We start from the raw sequence: 20,268 nt of genomic DNA on the forward strand, positions 1-20,268 counted from the left end.
AAGCCGCGGCGTTGCCCAGCACCGCCCCAGGCATCGGCCCGACGTGCCCTGGCGGGGCTTTTCCGGTAGCATTCCAGGCACGTTCTGCCCGCCCGGAAGCCCTCCATGACCGACCGCCTCACCCTGCTGCGTCCCGACGACTGGCACATCCACCTGCGCGACGGCGCCGTGCTGCCGCACACCGTCGCCGATGTCGCGCGCACCTTCGCCCGCGCCATCATCATGCCGAACCTGGTACCGCCGGTGCGCAACACCGACGAAGCCGAGGCCTACCGCCAGCGCATCCTCGCGGCGCGCCCGGCCGCAAGCCGCTTCGAGCCGCTGATGGTGCTCTACCTCACCGACCTGACCTCGGCCTCCGACGTGCGCACGGCCAAGGCCTCGGGCTTCGTCCACGCGGCCAAGCTGTATCCGGCCGGCGCCACCACCAATTCCGACTCCGGCGTGACCAGCATCGACAAGATCTTCCCGGCTCTGGAAGCCATGGCCGAGGTCGGTCTGCCACTGCTGGTGCACGGCGAGGTGACCCGTAGCGAGATCGACGTGTTCGACCGCGAGAAGGCCTTCATCGACGAGCATTTGCGCCGGGTGGTCGAACGCTTCCCGAGCCTGAAGGTGGTGTTCGAACACATCACCACCCGCGATGCCGTGCAGTTCGTCGAGGCCGCCCCGGCCAACGTCGGCGCCACCATCACCGCCCACCACCTGCTGTACAACCGCAACCACATGCTGGTCGGCGGCATCCGCCCGCACTTCTATTGCCTGCCCATCCTCAAGCGCAATGTGCATCAGGAGGCCCTGCTCGACGCCGCCACCAGCGGCAGTCGCAAGTTCTTCCTCGGCACCGACTCGGCGCCCCACGCCAAGCATGCCAAGGAGGCCGCCTGCGGCTGCGCCGGCTGCTACACCGCCTATGCGGCCCTCGAGCTGTACGCCGAGGCCTTCGAGCAGCGCAATGCGCTGGACAAGCTGGAGGGCTTCGCCAGCCTGCATGGTCCCGACTTCTACGGCCTGCCGCGCAACCGCGAGACCATCACCCTGGTCCGTGAGGCGTGGAGCGCCCCGGCCAGCCTGCCCTTCGGCGACCAGACCGTGATTCCCCTGCGCGCCGGCGAGACCCTGCGCTGGCGCGTACTGGAGGAACAGGCGTGAGCGAAGACCTGTACGACGACGAAATCGAGAGCAGCACCCCGTCCGCCGCGCGCCACCCCATGGCGGCACGCTTTCGCGGCTACCTGCCGGTGGTCGTGGATGTCGAGACCGGCGGTTTCAACTGTGCCACCGACGCCCTGCTGGAGATCGCCGCGACCACCGTCGGCATGGACGAAGGCGGCTTCCTCTATCCGGACCACACCCACTTCTTCCGCATCGAGCCGTTCGAGGGCGCCAACATCGAGCAGGCGGCCCTGGAGTTCACCGGCATCAAGCTGGACCACCCGCTGCGTATGGCGGTCAGCGAGGAGCATGCGCTGAACGAGATCTTCCGCGGTCTGCGCAAGTCGCTGAAGGCCAACGGCTGCAAGCGGGCGATTCTGGTCGGCCACAACAGCAATTTCGACCTGGGCTTCCTCAACGCCGCCGTGGCCCGCACCGGCATCAAGCGCAACCCCTTCCACCCCTTCTCCAGCTTCGACACGGCCACCCTGGCCGGCCTGGCCTACGGCCAGACCGTGCTGGCCAAGGCCTGCCAGGCGGCCGGCATCGAGTTCGACGGCAAGGAAGCCCACTCGGCGCGCTACGACACCGAGAAGACCGCAGAACTGTTCTGCGGCATCGTCAACCGCTGGAAGGAAATGGGCGGCTGGATGGACTACGACGACTGACCCCGCGATGACACCCCCAACAGCAAAAAACCCGGCCTAGGCCGGGTTTTTCGTGCAACGAGCGCGCCTTACAGGTTGGCGGCGTTCTCGGCCAGGTACTTGGCCACGCCTTCCGGCGAGGCGGTCATGCCCTTGTCGCCCTTCTTCCAGTTGGCCGGGCAGACTTCGCCGTGCTCCTCGGTGAACTGCAGGGCATCGACCAGACGCAGCAGCTCGTCCATGTTGCGGCCCAACGGCAGGTCGTTGACGATCTGCGAACGGACCACGCCGTTCTTGTCGATCAGGAAGGCGCCACGGAAGGCCACGCCGCCTTCGGACTCGACGTCGTAGGCCTTGCAGATCTCGTGGTTGATGTCGGCCGCCAGGGTGTACTTGACCGGGCCGATGCCGCCCTTGTCGACCGGGGTGTTGCGCCAGGCGTTATGGGTGAAGTGGGAGTCGATGGACACACCGATCACTTCGACATTGCGTGCCTGGAACTCGGGGATGCGATGATCCAGGGCGATCAGCTCGGACGGGCAAACGAAGGTGAAGTCCAGCGGATAGAAGAACACCAGGCCGTATTTGCCCTTGATCGCCGAGGACAGGCTGAAGCTGTCGACGATTTCGCCGTTGCCCAGTACGGCAGCGACGTTGAAGTCCGGGGCTTGCTTGCCTACGAGTACGCTCATTCGATATCTCCTGAAGTGATGGGTCAGGTGCGAGCCTGCTTGATCCTGGGTCTGCTAGACGCCCGCCCGGTGACTCGGCTCGCACACCTGGGCCGCCCATGATACACCTCGGTTTTGAGCAGCGCCCACCGCTTTTTGCCCCCGCCATCGGCGCCCCGTCGCCGCCCCGACGCGACCGTTTATCCGCTTCCGGGAAAATCCGCCCCGAACGAACCAAGAGGTCTTTGACACGCATTCTCATTAACATTAGTATCTTTGCATATCGAACCACTGCCATGTGACGGACCCGACTATGTATGTCTGCCTCTGCGAAGGAGTCACCGACCACCAGATCCGCGACGCGATCTATGGCGGGTGTTGCAGCTACCGCGAGGTGCGCACGACCCTCGGCGTCGCCAGCCAGTGCGGCAAATGCGCCTGCCTGGCCAAGCAGGTGGTACGCGAGACCCTGAGCGACGTGCAGAACAGCCAGGCGGCCCTGGCCTACCCCGCGAGTTTCGCCGCGGCCTGACCGGGCACAGCGAATAACAAACCGGACCCCTGTCCGGTTTTTTTATGCCGGCAATTCAATGCTCGAGCGCTCAGATGCGGAGCTTAAGCGTTCGTATTCATATTTACTTTTATATATCTTTCAAACACTTAAGTTTGACAGTCGCTATTTGCCAGCCCAGAATTTTAAATTGACTTCCCTCAAAGGCAGGCTCGGACATGAAAGGCGACAAGAAGGTCATCCAACATCTGAACAAGATCCTCGGCAACGAGCTGGTTGCGATCAATCAGTACTTCCTGCATGCCCGCATGTACGAGGACTGGGGTCTGAAAAAACTCGGCGAGCACGAGTATCACGAGTCCATCGACGAGATGAAGCATGCGGACAAGCTGATCAAGCGCATCCTCTTTCTCGAAGGCCTGCCAAACCTGCAAGACCTGGGCAAGATCCTGATCGGCGAAAACACCAAGGAGATGCTCGAGTGCGATCTGAAGATCGAACACAAGGCGCATATCGATCTGAAGGAAGCGATCGCCTACTGCGAGAGTATCGGCGACTACGCCAGCCGTGAACTGCTCGAAGAGATCCTCTGCTCGGAAGAAGACCATATCGACTGGCTGGAGACCCAGCTCAGCCTGATCGACAAAGTCGGCATGGAGAACTACCTGCAATCGCAGATGGACGAATAAGCCGTATCGGCACGGCACCCACAAAAAAACCCGCCATGGCGGGTTTTTTTGTGCTGCAGAACCAACTTAAGCGTCGGCCTTCTGCACCGCGTTCTTGATCAGGGTCTGCAGCTCGCCCTTCTCGAACATCTCGGCCATGATATCGCTGCCGCCGACCAGCTCGCCATCGACCCACAGCTGCGGGAAAGTCGGCCAGTTGGCGTACTTGGGCAGGTTGGCGCGGATTTCCGGATTCTGCAGGATGTCGACATAGGCGAACTTCTCGCCACAGGCCATCACCACTTGCGCGGCGCGGGAAGAAAAGCCGCACTGCGGAGCATTCGGCGAGCCTTTCATGTACAGCAGAACGGTGTTGTTGGCGATCTGCTCTTTGATGGTTTCGATGATATCCATAGGGCACCTCAGGACTTGGCTTTGCGACTCGGGGTCGTCACGGTGGCGGCATTGTAACCAAAAGCCGAGCGCAATGCTCGGCCTTGCCGGCCCCGGCCCCAAGAGACGCCAAGCGCCCCTCGGAGCGGCTCATCAGGCGGCCGTGACCGCCACCGGCACGCCGTTGAGCGCCACATTACCGGACAAGGCATCGAGCAGGCGCTCGTCGGTCAGGTCGTTGACGCTGACGCCCGGCTGCTCGCAGGCAATGCCCAGTCGAACCCCGGGGCGGGCATGGCCCCAGCCATGGGGCAGGCTGACCACCCCGGGCATCATCTCCTCGCTGGCCGCCACCTCCACCTCGACGACCCCGACCCGCGAGCGCACGCGCACGCGCTGGCCGTCGGCGATACCACGCCGGTCCAGGTCCGCCGGATGCATCAGCAGCTGATGCCGCGGCTTGCCCTTCACCAGGCGGCGGTAGTTGTGCATCCAGGAGTTGTTGCTGCGCACATGGCGACGGCCGATCAGCAACAGCTCGTCGGCCCTGGCCGCCGGTTGCGCGGCAAAACGCGCGAGATCGTTCAAGAGCAAGGCTGGCGCCGCCTGGACCTGGTGTCCCGCCGTCTGCAGGCGACCGGTCAGATTGGGCTTGAGCGCGCCCAGATCGATGCCATGGGGATGCTCGCGCAAGCTGGCCAGACTCAGTTTCTGCGCTGCCTGGTCGCCATAGCGCCCGGCGCGCAGGCCGATGTCGATGATCTGCGCCGGCGCCAGGGTCGGCTTCAGCACCGCGCCGGTCCTGGCCGCGAAGGCCTGGGCCAGGCCGACGAAGATCTCCCAGTCGTGCAGCGCTCCGTCCGGCTTGGGCAGCACCGCTTCGTTGAAGCGACTGACGTTGCGTACGGCGAGGTTGTTGAAGGTCAGATCGTAATGGTCATGCTCCAGCGGCGCGGTCGGCGGCAGGATCAGGTCGGCATAGCGGGTGGTTTCGTTGATGTAGGGGTCGATGCTGAGCATGAACTCCAGCCCCTCCAGCGCCGTCTCCAGCTGACGGCCATTGGGGGTCGAGAGCACCGGGTTGCCGGCGACCGTGATCAGCGCGCGGACCTGCCCCGCACCCGGCGTCAACATTTCCTCGGCCAGGGCCGCCACCGGCAGCTCGCCGCCGTATTCCGGCAGAGCCGAAACGCGACTGCGCCAGCGATCGAAATGGGTACCGGAGCTCGCAGCGGTGAGGTCGATGGCCGCCTCGCTGCAGAGCGCTCCGCCCTCCCGGTCCAGATTGCCGGTGACCAGGTTGAGCAACTGGATCAACCACTGGCACAGCGTGCCGAAAGCCTGGGTGGACACGCCCATGCGCCCGTAGCACACGGCCCTGTCCGCGGCGGCAAAGTCGCGCGCCAACTGGCAGATGGTGGCGGCCGGCACCCCACAACGCCCGGCCATGGTCTCGGCGGTGAAGCCGGCGATCGCCTGGCGCACCTCGTCCAGGCCGGCGACAGGCAGATGGCTGTCGCGCGTCAGGCCCTCCTCGAACAATGTATTGAGCAGGGCCAGCAGCAGGGCCGCATCCTCGCCCGGACGGACGAACAGGTGCTGATCGGCTATGGCCGCGGTCTCGCTGCGGCGCGGGTCGAGCACCACCACTTTGCCGCCGCGCGCCTGGATGGCCTTGAGGCGTTTCTCGACATCCGGCACGGTCATGATGCTGCCGTTGGAGGCCAACGGATTGCCGCCGAGGATCAGCATGAACTCGGTGCGGTCGATGTCCGGGATCGGCAACAGCATGCCATGGCCGTACATCAGCAGGCTGACCAGGTGATGGGGCAGCTGGTCGACCGACGTGGCGGAGAAACGGCTGCGGGTCTTGAGCAGGCCGAGGAAATAGTTGCTATGGGTCATCAGCCCATAGTTGTGCACGCTGGGGTTGCCTTGATAGATCGCCACGGCACTGTTGCCATGAAGCCCCTGGATGGCGCTCAGGCGCTCGGCGACCAGGGCGAAGGCCTCGTCCCAGCCAATCGCCTGCCACTCCTTGCCGATTCGACGCATGGGTTGGCGCAGACGGTCGGGGTCGTTCTGGATGTCCTGCAGGGCCACCGCCTTGGGACAGATATGGCCACGACTGAAGCTATCCCGGGCATCGCCCTTGATCGACAGGATGCGGGTACTGCCGTCGGCCAGGGTCTCGGTCTCGATGGTCAGACCGCAGATGGCTTCACACAGATGGCACGCACGGTGATGGAGGGTCTTGGTCATGGCCTGGCCTCATGTTCTTGTTCGAGACGACCGTTGCGGTCGCATGACAAGACTATGGGGACTGTGAGGAGACCACGCCAGCAGGGTTCGTCTCATGAATCGGCCGGCATCATGCCAGCCGATTCAGCAGTGCGGACAACCCTTCCTTAACGGATGGCGGTCACGGTGCCTTTCTTACCTGTCACTTTGACGTTGACGGTCTTGTAGACGAAGTAATCTTCGACGTTCACTTCGTAACGCGGCGCGACGATCAGGTCGGCACCCGAAGTGGTAACAGCTTTGTAGGCTGCTGCGGACTTGGCGGAAGCCACCGGGTCCAGACCCAGGGCAAAACCACCTTCGCCACCACCATAGGTCACACCATCGGCGAACTGGCTGTCGCCACCCAGCTTGAACACGTTGAACAGGATGCTCACCGAGGACTCACCGGAGATGGGCTCACCCACTTTCACATCGGCCTTCAGGTCAGTCTTGACTTTACCGTTCAGGGGTGCGGTCGGCTGGCTGACGTTCTGGCTGGCACAGCCAGTCAACAGAGCGAGGGCGGTGAAAGCGGCGGCGTAGGCTACGTGCTTCATGCAAAACTCCTTTGCATAACATTCCATGGACGTCCCGTTGCGAGACAATGCATTGCCTGGAAAAGGCGCGGGCATCCTAGAAGCCCCATGGCGCCCGGGCAAGCACAGTTGTCAAAAATGTGACATCTCGCACGCCAAATGAGGAAAATGCTTACACGGCGCCGACTTATCCATGACCGACCGGACAATTTGCGCCTTCTCGTCATTTCCTTATAAGATCGCGCCTTCCCCGTTTCGTCGCCCCGTGCGGCTCCCAGCCGCAGGTTCTGCCCTTTCCTCGTTAAACCTGGCCGTTGAACCTGCGCTGTTGTCAAAAGGTAGTTAACGATGAGCGCAAGACACTTTCTCTCGCTGATGGACTGCACGCCGGAAGAACTGGTGAGCCTGATCCGCCGCGGCACAGAGCTGAAGAGCTTGCGCAATCGAGGCGTGCTGTTCGAACCGCTGAAAAATCGCGTACTGGGGATGATCTTCGAGAAGGCCTCGACCCGCACCCGACTGTCCTTCGAGGCGGGCATGATCCAGCTCGGCGGCCAGGCGATCTTCCTCTCGCCGCGCGACACCCAACTCGGCCGCGGCGAGCCGATCGCCGACGCCGCCCGCGTCATGTCACGCATGCTCGACGCGGTGATGATCCGCACCTTCGCCCACAGCAACCTGGTCGAATTCGCCGCCCATTCGCGGGTCCCGGTGATCAACGGCCTGTCGGACGACCTGCACCCCTGTCAGCTGCTGGCCGACATGCAGACCTACCTGGAGCACCGCGGCAGCATCACCGGCAAGACGGTGGCCTGGATCGGCGACGGCAACAACATGTGCAACTCCTATATAGAGGCCGCGCAGCAGTTCGACTTCCAGTTGCGCGTCGCCTGCCCGGAAGGCTACGAGCCCAACCCCGAATTTCTCGCCCGCGCCGGCGACCGCGTGCAGGTGCTGCGCGACCCGCGCGAGGCCGTGGCCGGCGCCCACCTGGTGACCACCGACGTGTGGGCTTCCATGGGCCAGGAAGACGAGATCGCCGAGCGCCACAAGCTGTTCAAGCCCTACCAGGTCGACCGTGCGCTGCTCGATGCCGCGGCCGCGGACGTGCTGTTCCTGCACTGCCTGCCGGCCCACCGCGGCGAGGAGATCAGCGAGGACCTGCTCGACGACCCGCGCGCAGTGGCCTGGGACCAGGCGGAGAACCGCCTGCATGCGCAGAAGGCGCTGCTGGAGTTCCTCGTCGAACCTGCCTACCACCACGCATGAGCCACTCCCTGCTGCTGAGCCTGCGCGACCTGAGCTGCGGCTACCACGAGCACCGCGTCGTGCAGGACCTCAATCTGCACCTGAACGCCGGCGACATCGGCTGCCTGCTCGGCCCCTCCGGTTGCGGCAAGACCACCACCCTGCGCGCCATCGCCGGCTTCGAGCCGGTGACCGAGGGCGAGATCCAGCTGGAAGACCAGGTCATCTCCCGCGCCGGCTTCACCCTGGCGCCGGAGAAGCGGCGCATCGGCATGGTGTTCCAGGACTATGCCCTGTTCCCGCATCTGACGGTGGCCGAGAACATCGGCTTCGGCATCCGCAAGCAGGCCAACTGCGAGCGCATCACCGCCGAACTGCTGGAACTGGTCAAGCTCAGCCACCTGGGCAAGCGCTACCCTCACGAGCTGTCCGGCGGCCAGCAGCAGCGCGTGGCGCTGGCCCGGGCGCTGGCACCGGAGCCACGCCTGCTGCTGCTCGACGAGCCCTTCTCCAATCTCGATGGCGAACTGCGCCGGCGCCTCAGCCACGAGGTCCGCGACATCCTCAAGGCCCGCGGCACCAGCGCCATCCTGGTCACCCACGACCAGGAGGAGGCCTTCGCCGTCAGCGACCATGTCGGGGTGTTCAAGGAAGGCAAGCTGGAGCAGTGGGACACACCCTACAACCTGTACCACGAGCCGCTGACCCCCTTCGTCGCCAGCTTCATCGGCCAGGGCTACTTCATCCGCGGCCAGCTGCTCAGCCCGGATGCGGTGCAGACCGAGCTCGGGGTGATTCGCGGCAACCGCGCCTATATCTGGCCGGTGGGCAGCGCGGTGGACGTGCTGCTGCGCCCGGACGATATCGTCTATGCGCCGGACAGCGAGCAGAAGGCGCTGATCGTCGGCAAGACCTTCCTCGGCGCCGCCACCCTGTATCGCCTGCAACTGCCCACCGGCAGCCAGCTGGAATCGATCTTCCCCAGCCACGCCGATCATCTGCCGGGGGAGGAAGTAGGGATTCGCGTGGCCGCCGATCATCTGGTGGCCTTCCCGGCCCTGGGCAGCATCGCCGCGCACCTGGAGCTCGGCGACTCCGGCGTGCGCCGCTACAGCAGCGCCAACTGAAGCGCCGGCCAGGTGCCGGCGCCTTTCACCCCTCGTTCAAGTAGAGCCGGCCGCTGGCGACCAGTATCGCCTCGCCGGCGATCTTCACCCGCTCGCCCTGCAGGCGGCAATGCAACTCCCCGCCCCGCGGCGAACACTGATAGGCGCTCAACTCCCGCTTGCCCAAACGCTGGGCCCAGTAGGGCGTCAGAGTGCAATGGGTCGAGCCGGTCACCGGGTCCTCGTCGATGCCGATGCCCGGGGCGAAGTAGCGGGAGACGAAGTCATGCCGCGCGCCGGGGGCGGTGAGGATCACCCCCAACCCCGGCAGCTTGGCCAGGGCCGGGAGGTCCGGACGGCAGGCCCGCACCGCCTGCTCCGACGCGACCACCGCCAGCAGTTCGTTGCCCTGCCAGGCGGCCTCCACCGGCAGCCCCAGGGCCTGCTCCAGTGCAGCCGTGACCGGCACCTCGCACGCCTGGACGATCGGAAAATCCAGCACCAGGCGCTCCCCCTCTCGCGTCACCCGCAGGGGGCCCGACTGGCTGCTGAAGTCGATGGCCTCGCCCGCCTCGGCGTACAGGTCGAACAACACCTTGGCGCTGGCCAGGGTGGCGTGGCCGCACAGCGGCACCTCGGTACTCGGGGTGAACCAGCGGATACGCCAGGCGTCCCCTTCCCTCACCAGAAAGGCGGTTTCCGCCAGGTTGTGTTCGCTGGCGATCCGCTGCATCAGGCTGTCGTCGAGCCAGTGCTCCAGGCGATAGACCATGGCGGGATTGCCGGCGAAGGGACGGCGGCTGAAGGCATCGACCTGGTGAAATTCAAGCTGCATGGCACGCTCCTGCAAGATAGGTCGCCCAGCATGCCCCGAGTCGGCCTCGAGCGCCCCATACAGCCGCCCACCAGCTGAACGCTACAGCTCGGCATTGCAGCTGGCCGTCGCTCAGGGCTCGCTGACTCCGTAACGCTCCAGCAGACGCTGCAGGCGGCCATCGGCCTGACGCCGCCGCAGCCCCGCCTCGAACAGCTCGACATGCCGCCGACTGCTCGCCAGCGCCGGCGAGAAGGCCAGGTAGATGGCCACGTCCGGCTGCCGGCACCCGGCATTACGCAGCGCCCCGACACGGCCCTGGCGCCGCAGCCAGTTCTGCATCACCCAGGTGTTCGCCACGGTGACGTCGATGCGCCCATTGAGCAGCTTGTCGATATTCGCCTCCAGGGCGCGGTCGCCATAGGCCTGCTGCACCCGCGCCGGATCGCCGCCATGGGCCTGCACGTAAGCATCCAGCTCGCGGCCATAGCTGTAGTCGTGGATCACCCCGAGGCGTTGACCGCCCAAGTCCTGCCAGTCCGTGAAGCGCCAGCCGCTGTCCGCCAGCACATAGAAACACATGCGCGACAGGCTCACCGGCGTCGGCGTGAAGAGAAAGTCCGGGGCATCCGCCTGACCGGCACCGATGACCGCGTTGATCCGCCCCCGCCGCGCCGCATGCAGCGCCCGCGCCCAGTTGATCAAGCGGTATTTCACCTCGATCCCCGCCTCGGCGAAGATGTCCTGCGCCAGCTCGACGAAGATCCCCGGCTGCGCCGAGCCCGGCTCGCAATTCACCGGGCACCAGGGATCGCCGGCTATCACCAGGGTTTCCGCCCGGGCAGCGGGACTGCCGACGAGCAACGCCAGTGCCAGCACGGCAGCCGGCAAGGAAGAACTCCACCAGGGTCGGGGGGGCATCAGGGGTACTCGCACAGGACGATGGCGCCTGTCTCCAGTTGTAGCAGCGCTCAAGCCTCGCTGCGCACCCGCTGCACCGCATTCAGCCAGCCACGGTAGAGTTCGGCCCGTGGCGCGTCCGCCATATGGGGCTCGAAACGCTGCTGGCGCCGCCAGTGGCCGGCAATTTCCTCCAGGTCGCGATAGAGACCCGCCTGCAGTCCCGCCAGATAGGCCACGCCGAGGGCCGTGGTCTCGGTGACCTCGGGTCGCTCCACCGGCACGCCGAGGATGTCGGCGAGAAACTGCATCAGCCAGTTGTTGACCACCATGCCGCCGTCCACCCGCAGCGCGCTGGGCGCCGCGGCGCCGTCCTGGGCCATGGCCTCGAGCAAGTCACGGGTCTGGTAGCACACCGACTGCAGACCGGCGGTGACGATTTCCTTGATCCCGGTGTCGCGGGTCAGGCCGAAGATGGCGCCGCGCGCCTTGGGGTCCCAATAGGGCGCGCCCAGGCCGGTGAAGGCCGGCACCAGATAGACGCCGCTGGCCTCGCCGGTCTGTTCGGCCAGGGCCTCGCAATCGCTGGCATGGTTGATCAGCTTGATGCCGTCGCGCAGCCACTGCACCGCCGCGCCGGCGACGAAGATGCTGCCCTCCACGGCATAGGTAACCTCGCCGCCCAGCCGGTAGCCGACCGTGGTCAGCAGACGGTTGCTCGAGGTCACCGGGGTGCTGCCGGTGTTCTGGATCATGAAGCAACCGGTGCCGTAGGTACTCTTGACCATGCCCGGCTGGAAACAGGCCTGGCCGATCAGCGCGGCCTGTTGGTCGCCGGCCATGCCCAGCACCGGGATAGGCGCGCCCAGCAGCTGCGCCTCACAGGTGCCGAAAGGCGCGGCGCAATCGAGCACGTCCGGCAACAGGCTGCGGGGAATCTCCAGCAGCTCGAGCAAGTCCTCGTCCCACTGCTGGGTATGGATATTGAACAGCAGGGTGCGCGAGGCATTGCTGGCGTCGGTCCGGTGCGCCGTGCCGCCGGTCAGGCGCCACAGCAGGAAACAGTCGACCGTGCCGAAACGCAGCTCGCCGCGTTCGGCGCGCTCGCGGGCGCCCGCCACGTTGTCGAGTATCCAGCGCAGCTTGGTACCGGAGAAATAGGGATCGATCAGCAGCCCGGTCTTGGCGCTGACCATGGCCTCGTGGCCGTCGGCCTTCAACTCGGCGCAGTAGTCGGCGGTGCGCCGATCCTGCCAGACGATGGCCCGGTAGATGGGCTCGCCGCTCGCCGCGTCCCACACCAGGGTGGTCTCGCGCTGGTTGGTGATGCCGATGGCGGTGATCGCCTCGGCGCTCAGGCCGCCCTGTTGCAAGGCCTGACGGCACACCTCCAGGGTGCTGCGCCAGAGCTCCTCGCCGTCGTGCTCGACCCAGCCGTCCTGGGGAAAGAACTGCTGGAACTCCTGTTGTGCCCGCGCCTGCACCACGCCCTCGCGGTCGAACACGATGGCCCGGCTGCTGGTGGTTCCCTGATCGATGGCTAACAGATAGTGGGACACGGGCAATTCCTTATTGTTGTGGATTGAGGGGCGAATCCCGGATCTCGCCGGATTCGCCGCCGAACTACTGGGCCGACGGGCCTCTGCCTCAACTGCGACCGATGGCGGCGAACCGCGCCTGGGTATGCAGGGCCAGCACCTCGGCCGTCAACTCGACCTCCAGGCCACGGCGCCCGGCGCTGACGAAGATGCTCGCGCAATGCTGCGCCGACTCGTCGATGAAGGTGCGCAGACGCTTCTTCTGCCCCAGCGGGCTGATACCGCCGAGCAGATAGCCGGTGGCGCGCTGCGCCGCCTGGGGATCGGCCATATCGGCCTTCTTCACCCCCGCGGCCTGGGCCAGGGCCTTGAGATCGAGGCTACCGGCCACCGGCACCACGGCCACCAGCAACTCGCCCTTCTCGCTGGCGGCCAGCAGCGTCTTGAACACCCGCGCCGGCTCCAGGGCGAGCTTCTCCGCCGCCTCCAGGCCATAGGAAGGGGCTTTGGGATCATGCGCGTAGCTGTGCACCCGGTGCTCGGCCTTGGCCTTTTTTAACAAATCGATAGCGGGCGTCATGTTCGAATGTGAAAACAGCCTGACGAAGTTTGCGTACCTTAGCCGAAAACCGGGTCCACGACAGCCTATAATGTCGCGCAAAACAAGGATTCGTCCCATGACCCTGGCGCCGCGCCAACACGACATTCTCAACCTCGCCCGCGAACGCGGCTATGTCAGCATCGACGAGTTGGCCCAGGCCTTCGCCGTCACGCCGCAGACCATCCGCCGCGACATCAACCAGCTGGCCGAGCAGGGCCTGCTGCGGCGCACCCATGGCGGCGCGGCGAGCGAGGCCTCGAGCACCCAGAACACCGCCTACGCCATGCGTGCCGGGCAGATGCGCGAGGAGAAGCAGCGCATCGCCGAGGCCGTCGCCGCCCACGTCCCCGACCACGCCTCGCTGTTCATCAGCATCGGCACCACCACCGAGGCAATCGCCCGGGAACTGCTCAAGCGCAAGGGTCTGAAGGTGATCACCAACAACCTGCACGTGGCCGCCCAGCTCAGCAGCAAGGCGGATTTCGAGGTGCTGGTGGCCGGCGGTACGGTGCGCAGCGACGGCGGCGTGGTCGGCCAGGCGACCGTGGACTTCATCCAGCAGTTCAAGGTCGACTACGCCCTGATCGGCATCAGCGGAATCGACGAAGACGGCAGCCTGCTCGACTTCGACTATCAGGAAGTGCGGGTCACCCAATCGATCATGGCCAACGCCCGCCAAGTGCTGCTCGCCGCCGACTCCAGCAAGTTCGGCCGCAATGCCGTGGTCCGCCTCGGCTCGATCACCCTGGTCGACCGCGTGTTCACCGACGCCCCGCCCTCGGCCGCGATCGGCCGGCTGCTCGCCGAACACCAGATCCGTCTCGAACTGGTCTGACGGCCCCCTCGACCGGGCTCCACTCCTGACCCGAGACCATTCGGCGCGAAATCGCGCGCAGAATTGGCGCTTTCATGACAACTAGACTAGGATATTTTCGAAAGTGAACATTTAGACATTCAATTTCGACCGCACGGTGCCGCCATGTCATCTCGCCCCAAGCACAACGCCCCCCTCGCCGAAGTCTATGACCTGGCCGTCGTCGGCGGCGGCATCAACGGCGTCGGCATAGCCGCCGACGCCGCGGGCCGCGGCCTCGCGGTCTTTCTCTGCGAAAAGGACGACCTGGCCCAGCACACCTCCTCGGCCAGCAGCAAGCTGATCCACGGCGGCCTGCGCTACCTGGAGCACTATGAATTCCGCCTGGTGCGTGAAGCCCTGGCCGAGCGCGAAGTGCTGCTGGCCAAGGCGCCCCATATCGTCAGGCCCATGCGCTTCATCCTGCCGCACCGCCCTCACCTGCGCCCGGCCTGGATGATTCGCGCCGGTCTGTTTCTCTACGACCACCTCGGCAAACGCGAACAACTGCCCGCCTCGCGCGGCCTGCGTTTCGGCGCCGACAGTCCGCTCAAGGCCGAGATCACCCGTGGTTTCGAATACTCCGACTGCTGGGTCGACGACGCCCGCCTGGTGGTACTCAACGCCATGGCCGCCCGCGAACACGGCGCCCATATCCACCCCCGCAGCCGCTGCGTCAGCGCGCGGCGCAGCAAGGGCCTATGGCATATCCACCTGGAACGCGCCGACGGCAGCCGCTATTCGATCCGCGCCCGCGCCCTGGTCAACGCCGCCGGCCCCTGGGTGGCGCGCTTCATCCGCGACGACCTCAAGCAGCCATCGCCCTATGGCATCCGCCTGATCCAGGGCAGCCACATCGTGGTGCCACGGCTGTTCGACGGCGAACAGGCCTATATCCTGCAAAACGAGGACAGGCGCATCGTCTTCGCCATCCCCTACCTGGAACGCTTCACCCTGATCGGCACCACCGACCGCGAATACCAGGGCGACCCGGCCGAGGTGGCGATCAGCGACGAGGAGGTCGACTACCTGCTGAATGTGGTCAACGCCCATTTCAAACGGCCGCTGCGCCGCGACGATATCCTGCATAGCTACGCCGGCGTGCGGCCGCTGTGCGACGACGAATCCGACGAGCCCTCGGCCATCACCCGCGACTACACCCTGGCCCTGTCCGCCCAACCGGGCGTGGCCCCGCTGCTTTCGGTGTTCGGCGGCAAGCTGACCACCTACCGCAAGCTGGCCGAGGCGGCGCTGGCACTGCTGGCGCCCTATTTCCCGCGGATGGGCCCGAACTGGACCGCCGGCAGCCCCCTACCGGGTGGCGAACAGCTGGAAAGCCCCGGCATCCTGGCCGAGGCCCTGTGCAGCCAACACCCCTGGCTGCCGATCGCCCTGGCCCGACGCTGGGCCAGCAGCTACGGCAGCCGCAGCAGATCGCTGCTGGAAGGCGCCCAGCGCCTGGAGGACCTCGGCGAGCACCTCGGCGGCGGCCTCTATGCGCGGGAAGTGGACTATCTGTGCCGGGAGGAATGGGCCATGGCCGCCGCGGATATCCTCTGGCGGCGGAGCAAACTGGGGCTGTTCATGAGCCCCGAGCAGAAGGTACGGCTGGAGGCCTATCTGCCGAGCTATCGGGCCGAGCAGACAAAGACAGGGACAAGCGAATCCAGCAGTGTTAATGGGCTAGAAATTAACCACCCAGCCCTTTAATCTTCGCGCCGCCTTCCCCCGATCACTGGCCGGAGGGGAAAAGCCGCACCGTTTCCAAGGAAGCCATTAGAGAAAGGAACCCTCAATGCACCCTAGCCGTGCCCGTAAGTCTTCGCTCGCCCTTGCCATTCTCTGCGCCTCGCTCGGCGCACATGCCCAAACGCAAGATGTCACCGGCCTCGCCCCACTGCACTTTCACAGCGATTTTTCCGAATCCCTGACCTTAACTGGGGCAGCCTCCACCGCGACATCCGACCTAATCGAGTTCGGCGGCATTGAAATCCTTGGAAACGTCACCAACAACGCCACGCTCGATGCGACTGGCAATTTCAACAGTGCCATCGATGTCGATGGCAGCCGCATCCACGGCACCTTCATCAACGCCAACAGCCTGCGCAGCCAGGGTAATCCAGCGACTGCCCTCAACTTCGGCATGAGCTCGGTGCAAGGCATCGTCAACAACGGCACGATTCACAGCGTTGGCGCCATGGACCCGGACGACGACGAAACCGTCAATGCCTTGCTGCTCTGGAATACACGGGTGGGTATTGAGGGGCTCCTCAACAACGGACAGATTACGGCCGAAGGCGATAACAGTTTTGCCATCAAGATCGAGAATGCCAGCAGTATGGAGGGTATGATCCTTAATGCCGGCCAGATTCGCTCCAGCGGGAAATCCAGCCATGCGATCAGCCTAGAAAGCGAGAGCCCGGTTGCACAGCTCGCCAATGCGGAATCCGGGCTGATCAGTGCCAGCGGTGACCTCAGCCGCGGACTATCCATATCCCAGGGCAGGCTCTTACCGGCCCCCGCCTTCTTGACCAACTACGGGATTATTCAGGTCGACGGCCGCGAGAGCATCGGCGTCCATATTGACCACCCGCAGAACATGGCCATCCTGGCCAACCTCGGCACAATCTCAGCCACGGGCGAGGACAGTCGCGCCATCAGCCTTGGCAGTGGCTATCTAGATAACCCCGTAAGCCCCTATGGACTGCATCTGATCAATACCGGCACGCTCCAAGCCGAGGGTATTGCCATTGAGGCGGCCCGCTCTGCGGCAAGCCATGACCCCCTTTATGCCTGGCTGTATGTCGATATCTGGGAAGGCCTGATTGCGGGAGAAGAGGCGGCCATCAAAGGCGACGGGAATGTCTCGCTGCATTTCGACGGAGGAGAGATTCGCGGCGATCTGTTAGGGCTGCAAAGAATGTTTGCCTCTGGCGATGCCTTGTTCAATGGCCGGCTGATCCAAAGCCCTAGCCTCGGGGTCAAATCGCTCGAGCTGGGTCAACCCCATACTCGCCTGGAGGGAGACTTGGAGTTGGGGGGTGATAGCACCCTCGATCTGAATCTGCATAACCAGACCGATCCCAATCGCGCCATTCTCGAAGTCAGCGGTGACGCACTGTTCAGCTACTTTGGTCCAAACCAAATACGCCTGAAGCCCGCCTCGGAAGACTTTCGCGGCCCGCCACTACGCGAATATCTATTGATCTCCGCCTCCCGCATCGAAGACCAGGGCAGCGCTTACGGTACAGGGCTTCAGGTCACCAGTCTCTCCGACCTGTTGCAGATCGAAAGCTACGAAGTCACCGACACTCAGGTCACCGCCGTAGTCAAAAGCCTGTCTACCGAACAAGTCGGCGACTACCTGCGCCAGCATGGCGCCCAAGCGCATCTATTGCCGGCCTTCAATGCCTTCTATGGCAACACCTTGGGCAGATTGGACAACGACGACCCGCTGTTCGAGGCCATGATCGGCAGCAACGACCAAGCACTGGTACGCCTGGCGCAGCAATTGGCGCCCGAGGTCAATGGCGCTGCTGGCCAGACCATTGCCAGCAACCACAACCTGCTCGGCAACGTCCTGCAAGGGCGCAGCGCCAGCTTGCGCCGGGGCCTGTCCTCCGGTGACGGGCTGAGCCAAACCGGCGCGTGGGTACAAGTACTCAACAGCGACGCCGACCAGGGCGAGCGTCGCGGTGTTCCCGGTTACGATGCCGATAGCCAGGGCATCGCCGTCGGTGCCGACGGCAAGCTGAATACGCAGACCACCCTCGGCCTGGCCTACAGCTACCTGACCAGCGACGTACGCAGCCAGAGCGGCAACAAGACCGACATCGAAGGCCACGCCCTGACCCTCTATGGCGGTTTCGAACAGGGCCCCTGGTTCGCCGATGCCAGCCTGACTTACGGCCGCAATGATAATGAGAGCAAGCGCTATATCGCCGGTACCCGCGCCAAAGGCGATTACGACAGCCAGTTGTGGGGCCTGAGCCTGCTCGGCGGCTATGGCATCGACCTGGGCCAAGGCCTGCTGCTGGAGCCACGCGTAGCGGGACGTTACAGCAACGTGCAGATCGACAGCTTCCGCGAAAAGGGCTCCTCTGCCGCACTTGCGACCGGCGAACAGCGTTTCGAGGTCGGCGAGATCGGCGCCGGCGTCCGTCTGGCCGGCGACTTCGCTGCCGGTCAGGGGCGCCTGGAACCGGAGGCCAAGCTGATGGCCTACCACGACTTCATCGCCGATCAGGCCAGCAGCACCAGCGCCTTCCTAGTCGGCGGCACGCCCTTCGTGACCAACGCCGCCAAACCGGCGCGCGACAGCTACGAAGCCGGCCTTGGGCTGACCTACCGCCGCGGGGCGGCCAGCCTCGGCCTCAGTTACGACTACCTGACCAAGGCCGATTACGCCGCCGACACCGTGCAGGCCCGGCTTCGTTACGACTTTTGACCCGAGTCGCTCCCCCCCACGGCCCGCTTATGCGGGCCGTACTAACCGTCCTAGGCGCGGCCGCTGTGCTCGCTGGCTGCACCAATCCCAATGTTCGGCTGCAAGAGTTGGCCCGGCAATACGATCACCAGCTGGTCATCCTACAGACAGACCCGTTCGACCTGCGCGCCGCCCTGCCCAAGGCACAGATAACCGACGCCCCCCTAAGGGTCTACCTGGAGGGGGACGGCCGGGCCTGGATCACCCCGACCCAACCCAGCCTGGATCCGACGCCACGCAACCCACTGCTGGCTCGGCTGGCTCTGAGCGATCCGCAACCCAGCGTCTACCTGGCCCGCCCCTGTCAGTACGTCGTATCGCCGGCCTGCACCCCAGATGACTGGACCGCCGCGCGCTTCGCGGAAACCATACTCGGGAGCCTGGACCAGGCGCTAGATCAGCTCAGGCGGCGCTATGGCAATCGTCAGTTCGAGTTGGTCGGCTATTCCGGTGGTGGCGCCCTGGCCCTGCTGCTGGCCGCCCGGCGCGGCGATATCGTCCAGGTTCAGACCCTGGCCGGCAACCTCAGCCCGCGACTCTGGACACAACGCCTGGCACTGGCGCCGCTGGGGGACTCGCTGGAACCATTGGACTTCGCCGAGCGTCTGAGAAAACTGCCGCAACGCCACCTGAGCGGCGTAGAAGATCGGGTGGTGCCGAGCAGTTTGCTGGATGAGTACGTCTCGCGACTGGGTCCTGCCGCTTGCATGGAAGTACGTCGGCTTGAACGCGTCGACCACCACGCGGGCTGGCTAGAGAGCTGGCCATATTGGCGCGATCGCCCTATCGAATGTGGGGCAGCACCGGCGGCCCCGCCATCTGCACAGGTGCCGAGGCCATGAGTTGCTGTCCCTTCAAATACGGCAACACCGCCGCCAGCAGGGGCTCCTTGAAGGCGTCCTGAAAGCGGTGGGCCAACCCGGGGATGAGCCTCAGCTCGCTGCCGCGGATATGCGCTGCCACATGCACGCCATGCATCGCCGGCAGCAGCGGGTCGGCCGTGCCATGCACCACCAGGGTCGGCACGCGCAGGCGGTTGAGCAGCCCGACCCGGCTCGGCTCGGCGAGTATCGCCAGCAGCTGGCGCTGCACCCCCTCGGGATTGAAGGCGCGGTCGTAGGCGACCTCGGCCTGCTGCAGCAGCAGTTCGCGATCGTCGCTGACCGCGGGGCTGCCGAGGGCGGCGAGCAGGTCGGCCTGCTGCTGCAGCGCCGCCTCGCGGCTCGGTGCCTCGCGCCGGACCAGCAGCGCCAGTAGTGCCGGGCTGGGCGACGGCAAGCCCTGGGCCCCGGAGCTGGTCATGATCAGGGTCAGGCTCTGCACCCGCGGCGGCGCCAGATCGGCCAGGTGCTGGGCGATCATCCCGCCCATGCTGGCGCCGAGCACATGGAAGCGCGCCACGCCCAGGGCATCCATCAGGCCCAGGGCATCGCCGGCCATGTCGCGCAGGCTGTAGGGCGCCGGCACCGACAGCCCCAGGCGATGACGCAGCGCCCCATAAGCCAGATTGACCGCCGGCGCCGTCCCCAGCCAGCCGCTCAGGCCGACGTCGCGATTGTCGAAGCGGATCACCCGAAAGCCCTGCGCGCACAGCCGCCGCATGACCTCGTCGGGCCAGTGGATCAGCTGGCCGCCCAGGCCCATGACCAGCAACAGGGCCGGGTCGCCGACGCGGCCGATGCTCTGGTAGGCCAGCCGCACCTCGCCCAGCTCCACCGTGGCGGTCGAGGCACGGACATCGCAACGCTCCAGAGCATAGGAGGACATGCCATACAGCAGCAGGGCGAGAAGAAACAACGAACGCATGAAAACACCAAAAACGCAGGACTCCATTGAGAGACGAGTCTGGTGGCATTCC

Annotated in this window: 19 protein-coding genes; 10 read left to right on the top strand and 9 right to left on the bottom strand. The window is 65.2% G+C overall.

Going from position 1 to position 20,268, the window contains the following annotated elements; genetic code table 11:
- Positions 1–105 precede the first annotated feature (105 nt).
- On the top strand, positions 106–1,152 hold the full coding sequence (pyrC, locus tag ACSX1C_RS09625; protein ID WP_439889229.1) for a dihydroorotase: 1,047 nt from the start codon (positions 106–108) through the stop codon (positions 1,150–1,152).
- Positions 1,149–1,823 carry a ribonuclease T gene (gene rnt / locus ACSX1C_RS09630; RefSeq protein ID WP_439889230.1) on the top strand — a complete coding sequence of 225 codons (675 nt, stop codon included), beginning with the start codon at positions 1,149–1,151 and terminating at the stop codon, positions 1,821–1,823. The genes pyrC and rnt overlap by 4 nt, the downstream gene beginning before the upstream one ends.
- Positions 1,824–1,891: 68 nt before the next feature.
- Here the strand turns inward: rnt and ACSX1C_RS09635 are convergent, their stop codons facing one another.
- Positions 1,892–2,494: a peroxiredoxin gene (locus ACSX1C_RS09635; RefSeq protein WP_318645537.1), complete on the bottom strand. Its 603-nt coding sequence runs from the start codon at positions 2,492–2,494 to the stop codon at positions 1,892–1,894.
- A gap of 292 nt (positions 2,495–2,786) precedes the next feature.
- Between ACSX1C_RS09635 and ACSX1C_RS09640 the strand changes: the two genes are divergently transcribed.
- Complete coding sequence (locus ACSX1C_RS09640; RefSeq protein ID WP_439889231.1) at positions 2,787–3,005, top strand: bacterioferritin-associated ferredoxin; 219 nt, start codon at positions 2,787–2,789, stop codon at positions 3,003–3,005.
- Positions 3,006–3,202: 197 nt separating this feature from the next.
- Positions 3,203–3,673, top strand: coding sequence for a bacterioferritin (bfr, locus tag ACSX1C_RS09645; protein WP_439889232.1), 471 nt, complete (start codon positions 3,203–3,205; stop codon positions 3,671–3,673).
- 66 nt (positions 3,674–3,739) lie between these two features.
- On the opposite strand, the gene grxD is transcribed toward bfr, so the two are convergent.
- From grxD to ACSX1C_RS09660, 3 genes are all read right to left on the bottom strand, one after another.
- Positions 3,740–4,066, bottom strand: a complete 327-nt coding sequence (grxD, locus tag ACSX1C_RS09650) for a Grx4 family monothiol glutaredoxin (protein WP_213638783.1) — start codon at positions 4,064–4,066, stop codon at positions 3,740–3,742.
- A gap of 132 nt (positions 4,067–4,198) precedes the next feature.
- Positions 4,199–6,307 (bottom strand): molybdopterin-dependent oxidoreductase, encoded by a 2,109-nt coding sequence (locus ACSX1C_RS09655; RefSeq protein WP_439889233.1) that lies wholly within the window; start codon positions 6,305–6,307, stop codon positions 4,199–4,201.
- A gap of 146 nt (positions 6,308–6,453) precedes the next feature.
- On the bottom strand, positions 6,454–6,885 hold the full coding sequence (locus ACSX1C_RS09660) for a hypothetical protein (RefSeq protein ID WP_439889234.1): 432 nt from the start codon (positions 6,883–6,885) through the stop codon (positions 6,454–6,456).
- A gap of 327 nt (positions 6,886–7,212) precedes the next feature.
- Here ACSX1C_RS09660 and argF point away from each other — a divergent pair, with 327 nt between their 5' ends.
- Both argF and ACSX1C_RS09670 read left to right on the top strand, forming a co-directional pair.
- Complete coding sequence (argF, locus tag ACSX1C_RS09665) at positions 7,213–8,133, top strand: ornithine carbamoyltransferase (protein ID WP_439889235.1); 921 nt, start codon at positions 7,213–7,215, stop codon at positions 8,131–8,133.
- Positions 8,130–9,239, top strand: coding sequence for an ABC transporter ATP-binding protein (locus tag ACSX1C_RS09670; RefSeq protein ID WP_439889236.1), 1,110 nt, complete (start codon positions 8,130–8,132; stop codon positions 9,237–9,239). Before argF ends, ACSX1C_RS09670 begins: the two co-directional genes overlap by 4 nt.
- A gap of 25 nt (positions 9,240–9,264) precedes the next feature.
- On the opposite strand, the gene ACSX1C_RS09675 is transcribed toward ACSX1C_RS09670, so the two are convergent.
- The 4 genes from ACSX1C_RS09675 to ybaK all read right to left on the bottom strand — a co-directional run bounded on the left by ACSX1C_RS09675 (position 9,265) and on the right by ybaK (position 13,050).
- Complete coding sequence (locus ACSX1C_RS09675) at positions 9,265–10,053, bottom strand: PhzF family phenazine biosynthesis protein (protein WP_439889237.1); 789 nt, start codon at positions 10,051–10,053, stop codon at positions 9,265–9,267.
- A gap of 111 nt (positions 10,054–10,164) precedes the next feature.
- The gene (locus ACSX1C_RS09680) at positions 10,165–10,923 is read right to left on the bottom strand and encodes a substrate-binding periplasmic protein (protein WP_369959696.1); all 759 of its coding nucleotides are present in this window, start codon (positions 10,921–10,923) and stop codon (positions 10,165–10,167) included.
- A gap of 80 nt (positions 10,924–11,003) precedes the next feature.
- A complete protein-coding gene (glpK, locus tag ACSX1C_RS09685; protein WP_439889238.1) occupies positions 11,004–12,491 on the bottom strand; it encodes a glycerol kinase GlpK in 1,488 nt (495 codons plus the stop codon).
- A gap of 88 nt (positions 12,492–12,579) precedes the next feature.
- Positions 12,580–13,050 carry a Cys-tRNA(Pro) deacylase gene (gene ybaK, locus ACSX1C_RS09690; RefSeq protein ID WP_318645527.1) on the bottom strand — a complete coding sequence of 157 codons (471 nt, stop codon included), beginning with the start codon at positions 13,048–13,050 and terminating at the stop codon, positions 12,580–12,582.
- Positions 13,051–13,147: 97 nt separating this feature from the next.
- Between ybaK and ACSX1C_RS09695 the strand changes: the two genes are divergently transcribed.
- The 4 genes from ACSX1C_RS09695 (at position 13,148) to ACSX1C_RS09710 (ending at position 19,252) form a co-directional block, all read left to right on the top strand.
- Positions 13,148–13,906 (top strand): DeoR/GlpR family DNA-binding transcription regulator, encoded by a 759-nt coding sequence (locus ACSX1C_RS09695; protein WP_439889239.1) that lies wholly within the window; start codon positions 13,148–13,150, stop codon positions 13,904–13,906.
- Between the two features lie 144 nt (positions 13,907–14,050).
- A complete protein-coding gene (glpD, locus tag ACSX1C_RS09700) occupies positions 14,051–15,634 on the top strand; it encodes a glycerol-3-phosphate dehydrogenase (RefSeq protein WP_439889240.1) in 1,584 nt (527 codons plus the stop codon).
- 85 nt (positions 15,635–15,719) lie between these two features.
- Positions 15,720–18,371 (top strand): autotransporter outer membrane beta-barrel domain-containing protein, encoded by a 2,652-nt coding sequence (locus ACSX1C_RS09705; RefSeq protein WP_439889241.1) that lies wholly within the window; start codon positions 15,720–15,722, stop codon positions 18,369–18,371.
- A gap of 107 nt (positions 18,372–18,478) precedes the next feature.
- Positions 18,479–19,252 carry an alpha/beta hydrolase gene (locus ACSX1C_RS09710; protein WP_439889242.1) on the top strand — a complete coding sequence of 258 codons (774 nt, stop codon included), beginning with the start codon at positions 18,479–18,481 and terminating at the stop codon, positions 19,250–19,252.
- Here the strand turns inward: ACSX1C_RS09710 and ACSX1C_RS09715 are convergent.
- Positions 19,194–20,216: an alpha/beta fold hydrolase gene (locus tag ACSX1C_RS09715; protein WP_439889243.1), complete on the bottom strand. Its 1,023-nt coding sequence runs from the start codon at positions 20,214–20,216 to the stop codon at positions 19,194–19,196. The two genes, ACSX1C_RS09710 and ACSX1C_RS09715, sit on opposite strands and share 59 nt — an antisense overlap.
- Positions 20,217–20,268 lie beyond the last annotated feature (52 nt).

The organism is Pseudomonas sp. MBLB4123 (assembly GCF_051904775.1).
GTDB lineage: Bacteria > Pseudomonadota > Gammaproteobacteria > Pseudomonadales > Pseudomonadaceae > Aquipseudomonas > Aquipseudomonas benzenivorans_B.

Coding starts and splice junctions, on each gene's coding strand:
- pyrC (WP_439889229.1), top strand. CDS start 106: ATGACCGACCGCCTCACCCTGCTGCGTCCCGACGACTGGCACATCCAC.
- ACSX1C_RS09635 (WP_318645537.1), bottom strand. CDS start 2,494: ATGAGCGTACTCGTAGGCAAGCAAGCCCCGGACTTCAACGTCGCTGCC.
- ACSX1C_RS09640 (WP_439889231.1), top strand. CDS start 2,787: ATGTATGTCTGCCTCTGCGAAGGAGTCACCGACCACCAGATCCGCGAC.
- bfr (WP_439889232.1), top strand. CDS start 3,203: ATGAAAGGCGACAAGAAGGTCATCCAACATCTGAACAAGATCCTCGGC.
- grxD (WP_213638783.1), bottom strand. CDS start 4,066: ATGGATATCATCGAAACCATCAAAGAGCAGATCGCCAACAACACCGTT.
- ACSX1C_RS09655 (WP_439889233.1), bottom strand. CDS start 6,307: ATGACCAAGACCCTCCATCACCGTGCGTGCCATCTGTGTGAAGCCATC.
- ACSX1C_RS09660 (WP_439889234.1), bottom strand. CDS start 6,885: ATGAAGCACGTAGCCTACGCCGCCGCTTTCACCGCCCTCGCTCTGTTG.
- argF (WP_439889235.1), top strand. CDS start 7,213: ATGAGCGCAAGACACTTTCTCTCGCTGATGGACTGCACGCCGGAAGAA.
- ACSX1C_RS09670 (WP_439889236.1), top strand. CDS start 8,130: ATGAGCCACTCCCTGCTGCTGAGCCTGCGCGACCTGAGCTGCGGCTAC.
- ACSX1C_RS09675 (WP_439889237.1), bottom strand. CDS start 10,053: ATGCAGCTTGAATTTCACCAGGTCGATGCCTTCAGCCGCCGTCCCTTC.
- ybaK (WP_318645527.1), bottom strand. CDS start 13,050: ATGACGCCCGCTATCGATTTGTTAAAAAAGGCCAAGGCCGAGCACCGG.
- ACSX1C_RS09695 (WP_439889239.1), top strand. CDS start 13,148: ATGACCCTGGCGCCGCGCCAACACGACATTCTCAACCTCGCCCGCGAA.
- glpD (WP_439889240.1), top strand. CDS start 14,051: ATGTCATCTCGCCCCAAGCACAACGCCCCCCTCGCCGAAGTCTATGAC.
- ACSX1C_RS09705 (WP_439889241.1), top strand. CDS start 15,720: ATGCACCCTAGCCGTGCCCGTAAGTCTTCGCTCGCCCTTGCCATTCTC.
- ACSX1C_RS09715 (WP_439889243.1), bottom strand. CDS start 20,216: ATGCGTTCGTTGTTTCTTCTCGCCCTGCTGCTGTATGGCATGTCCTCC.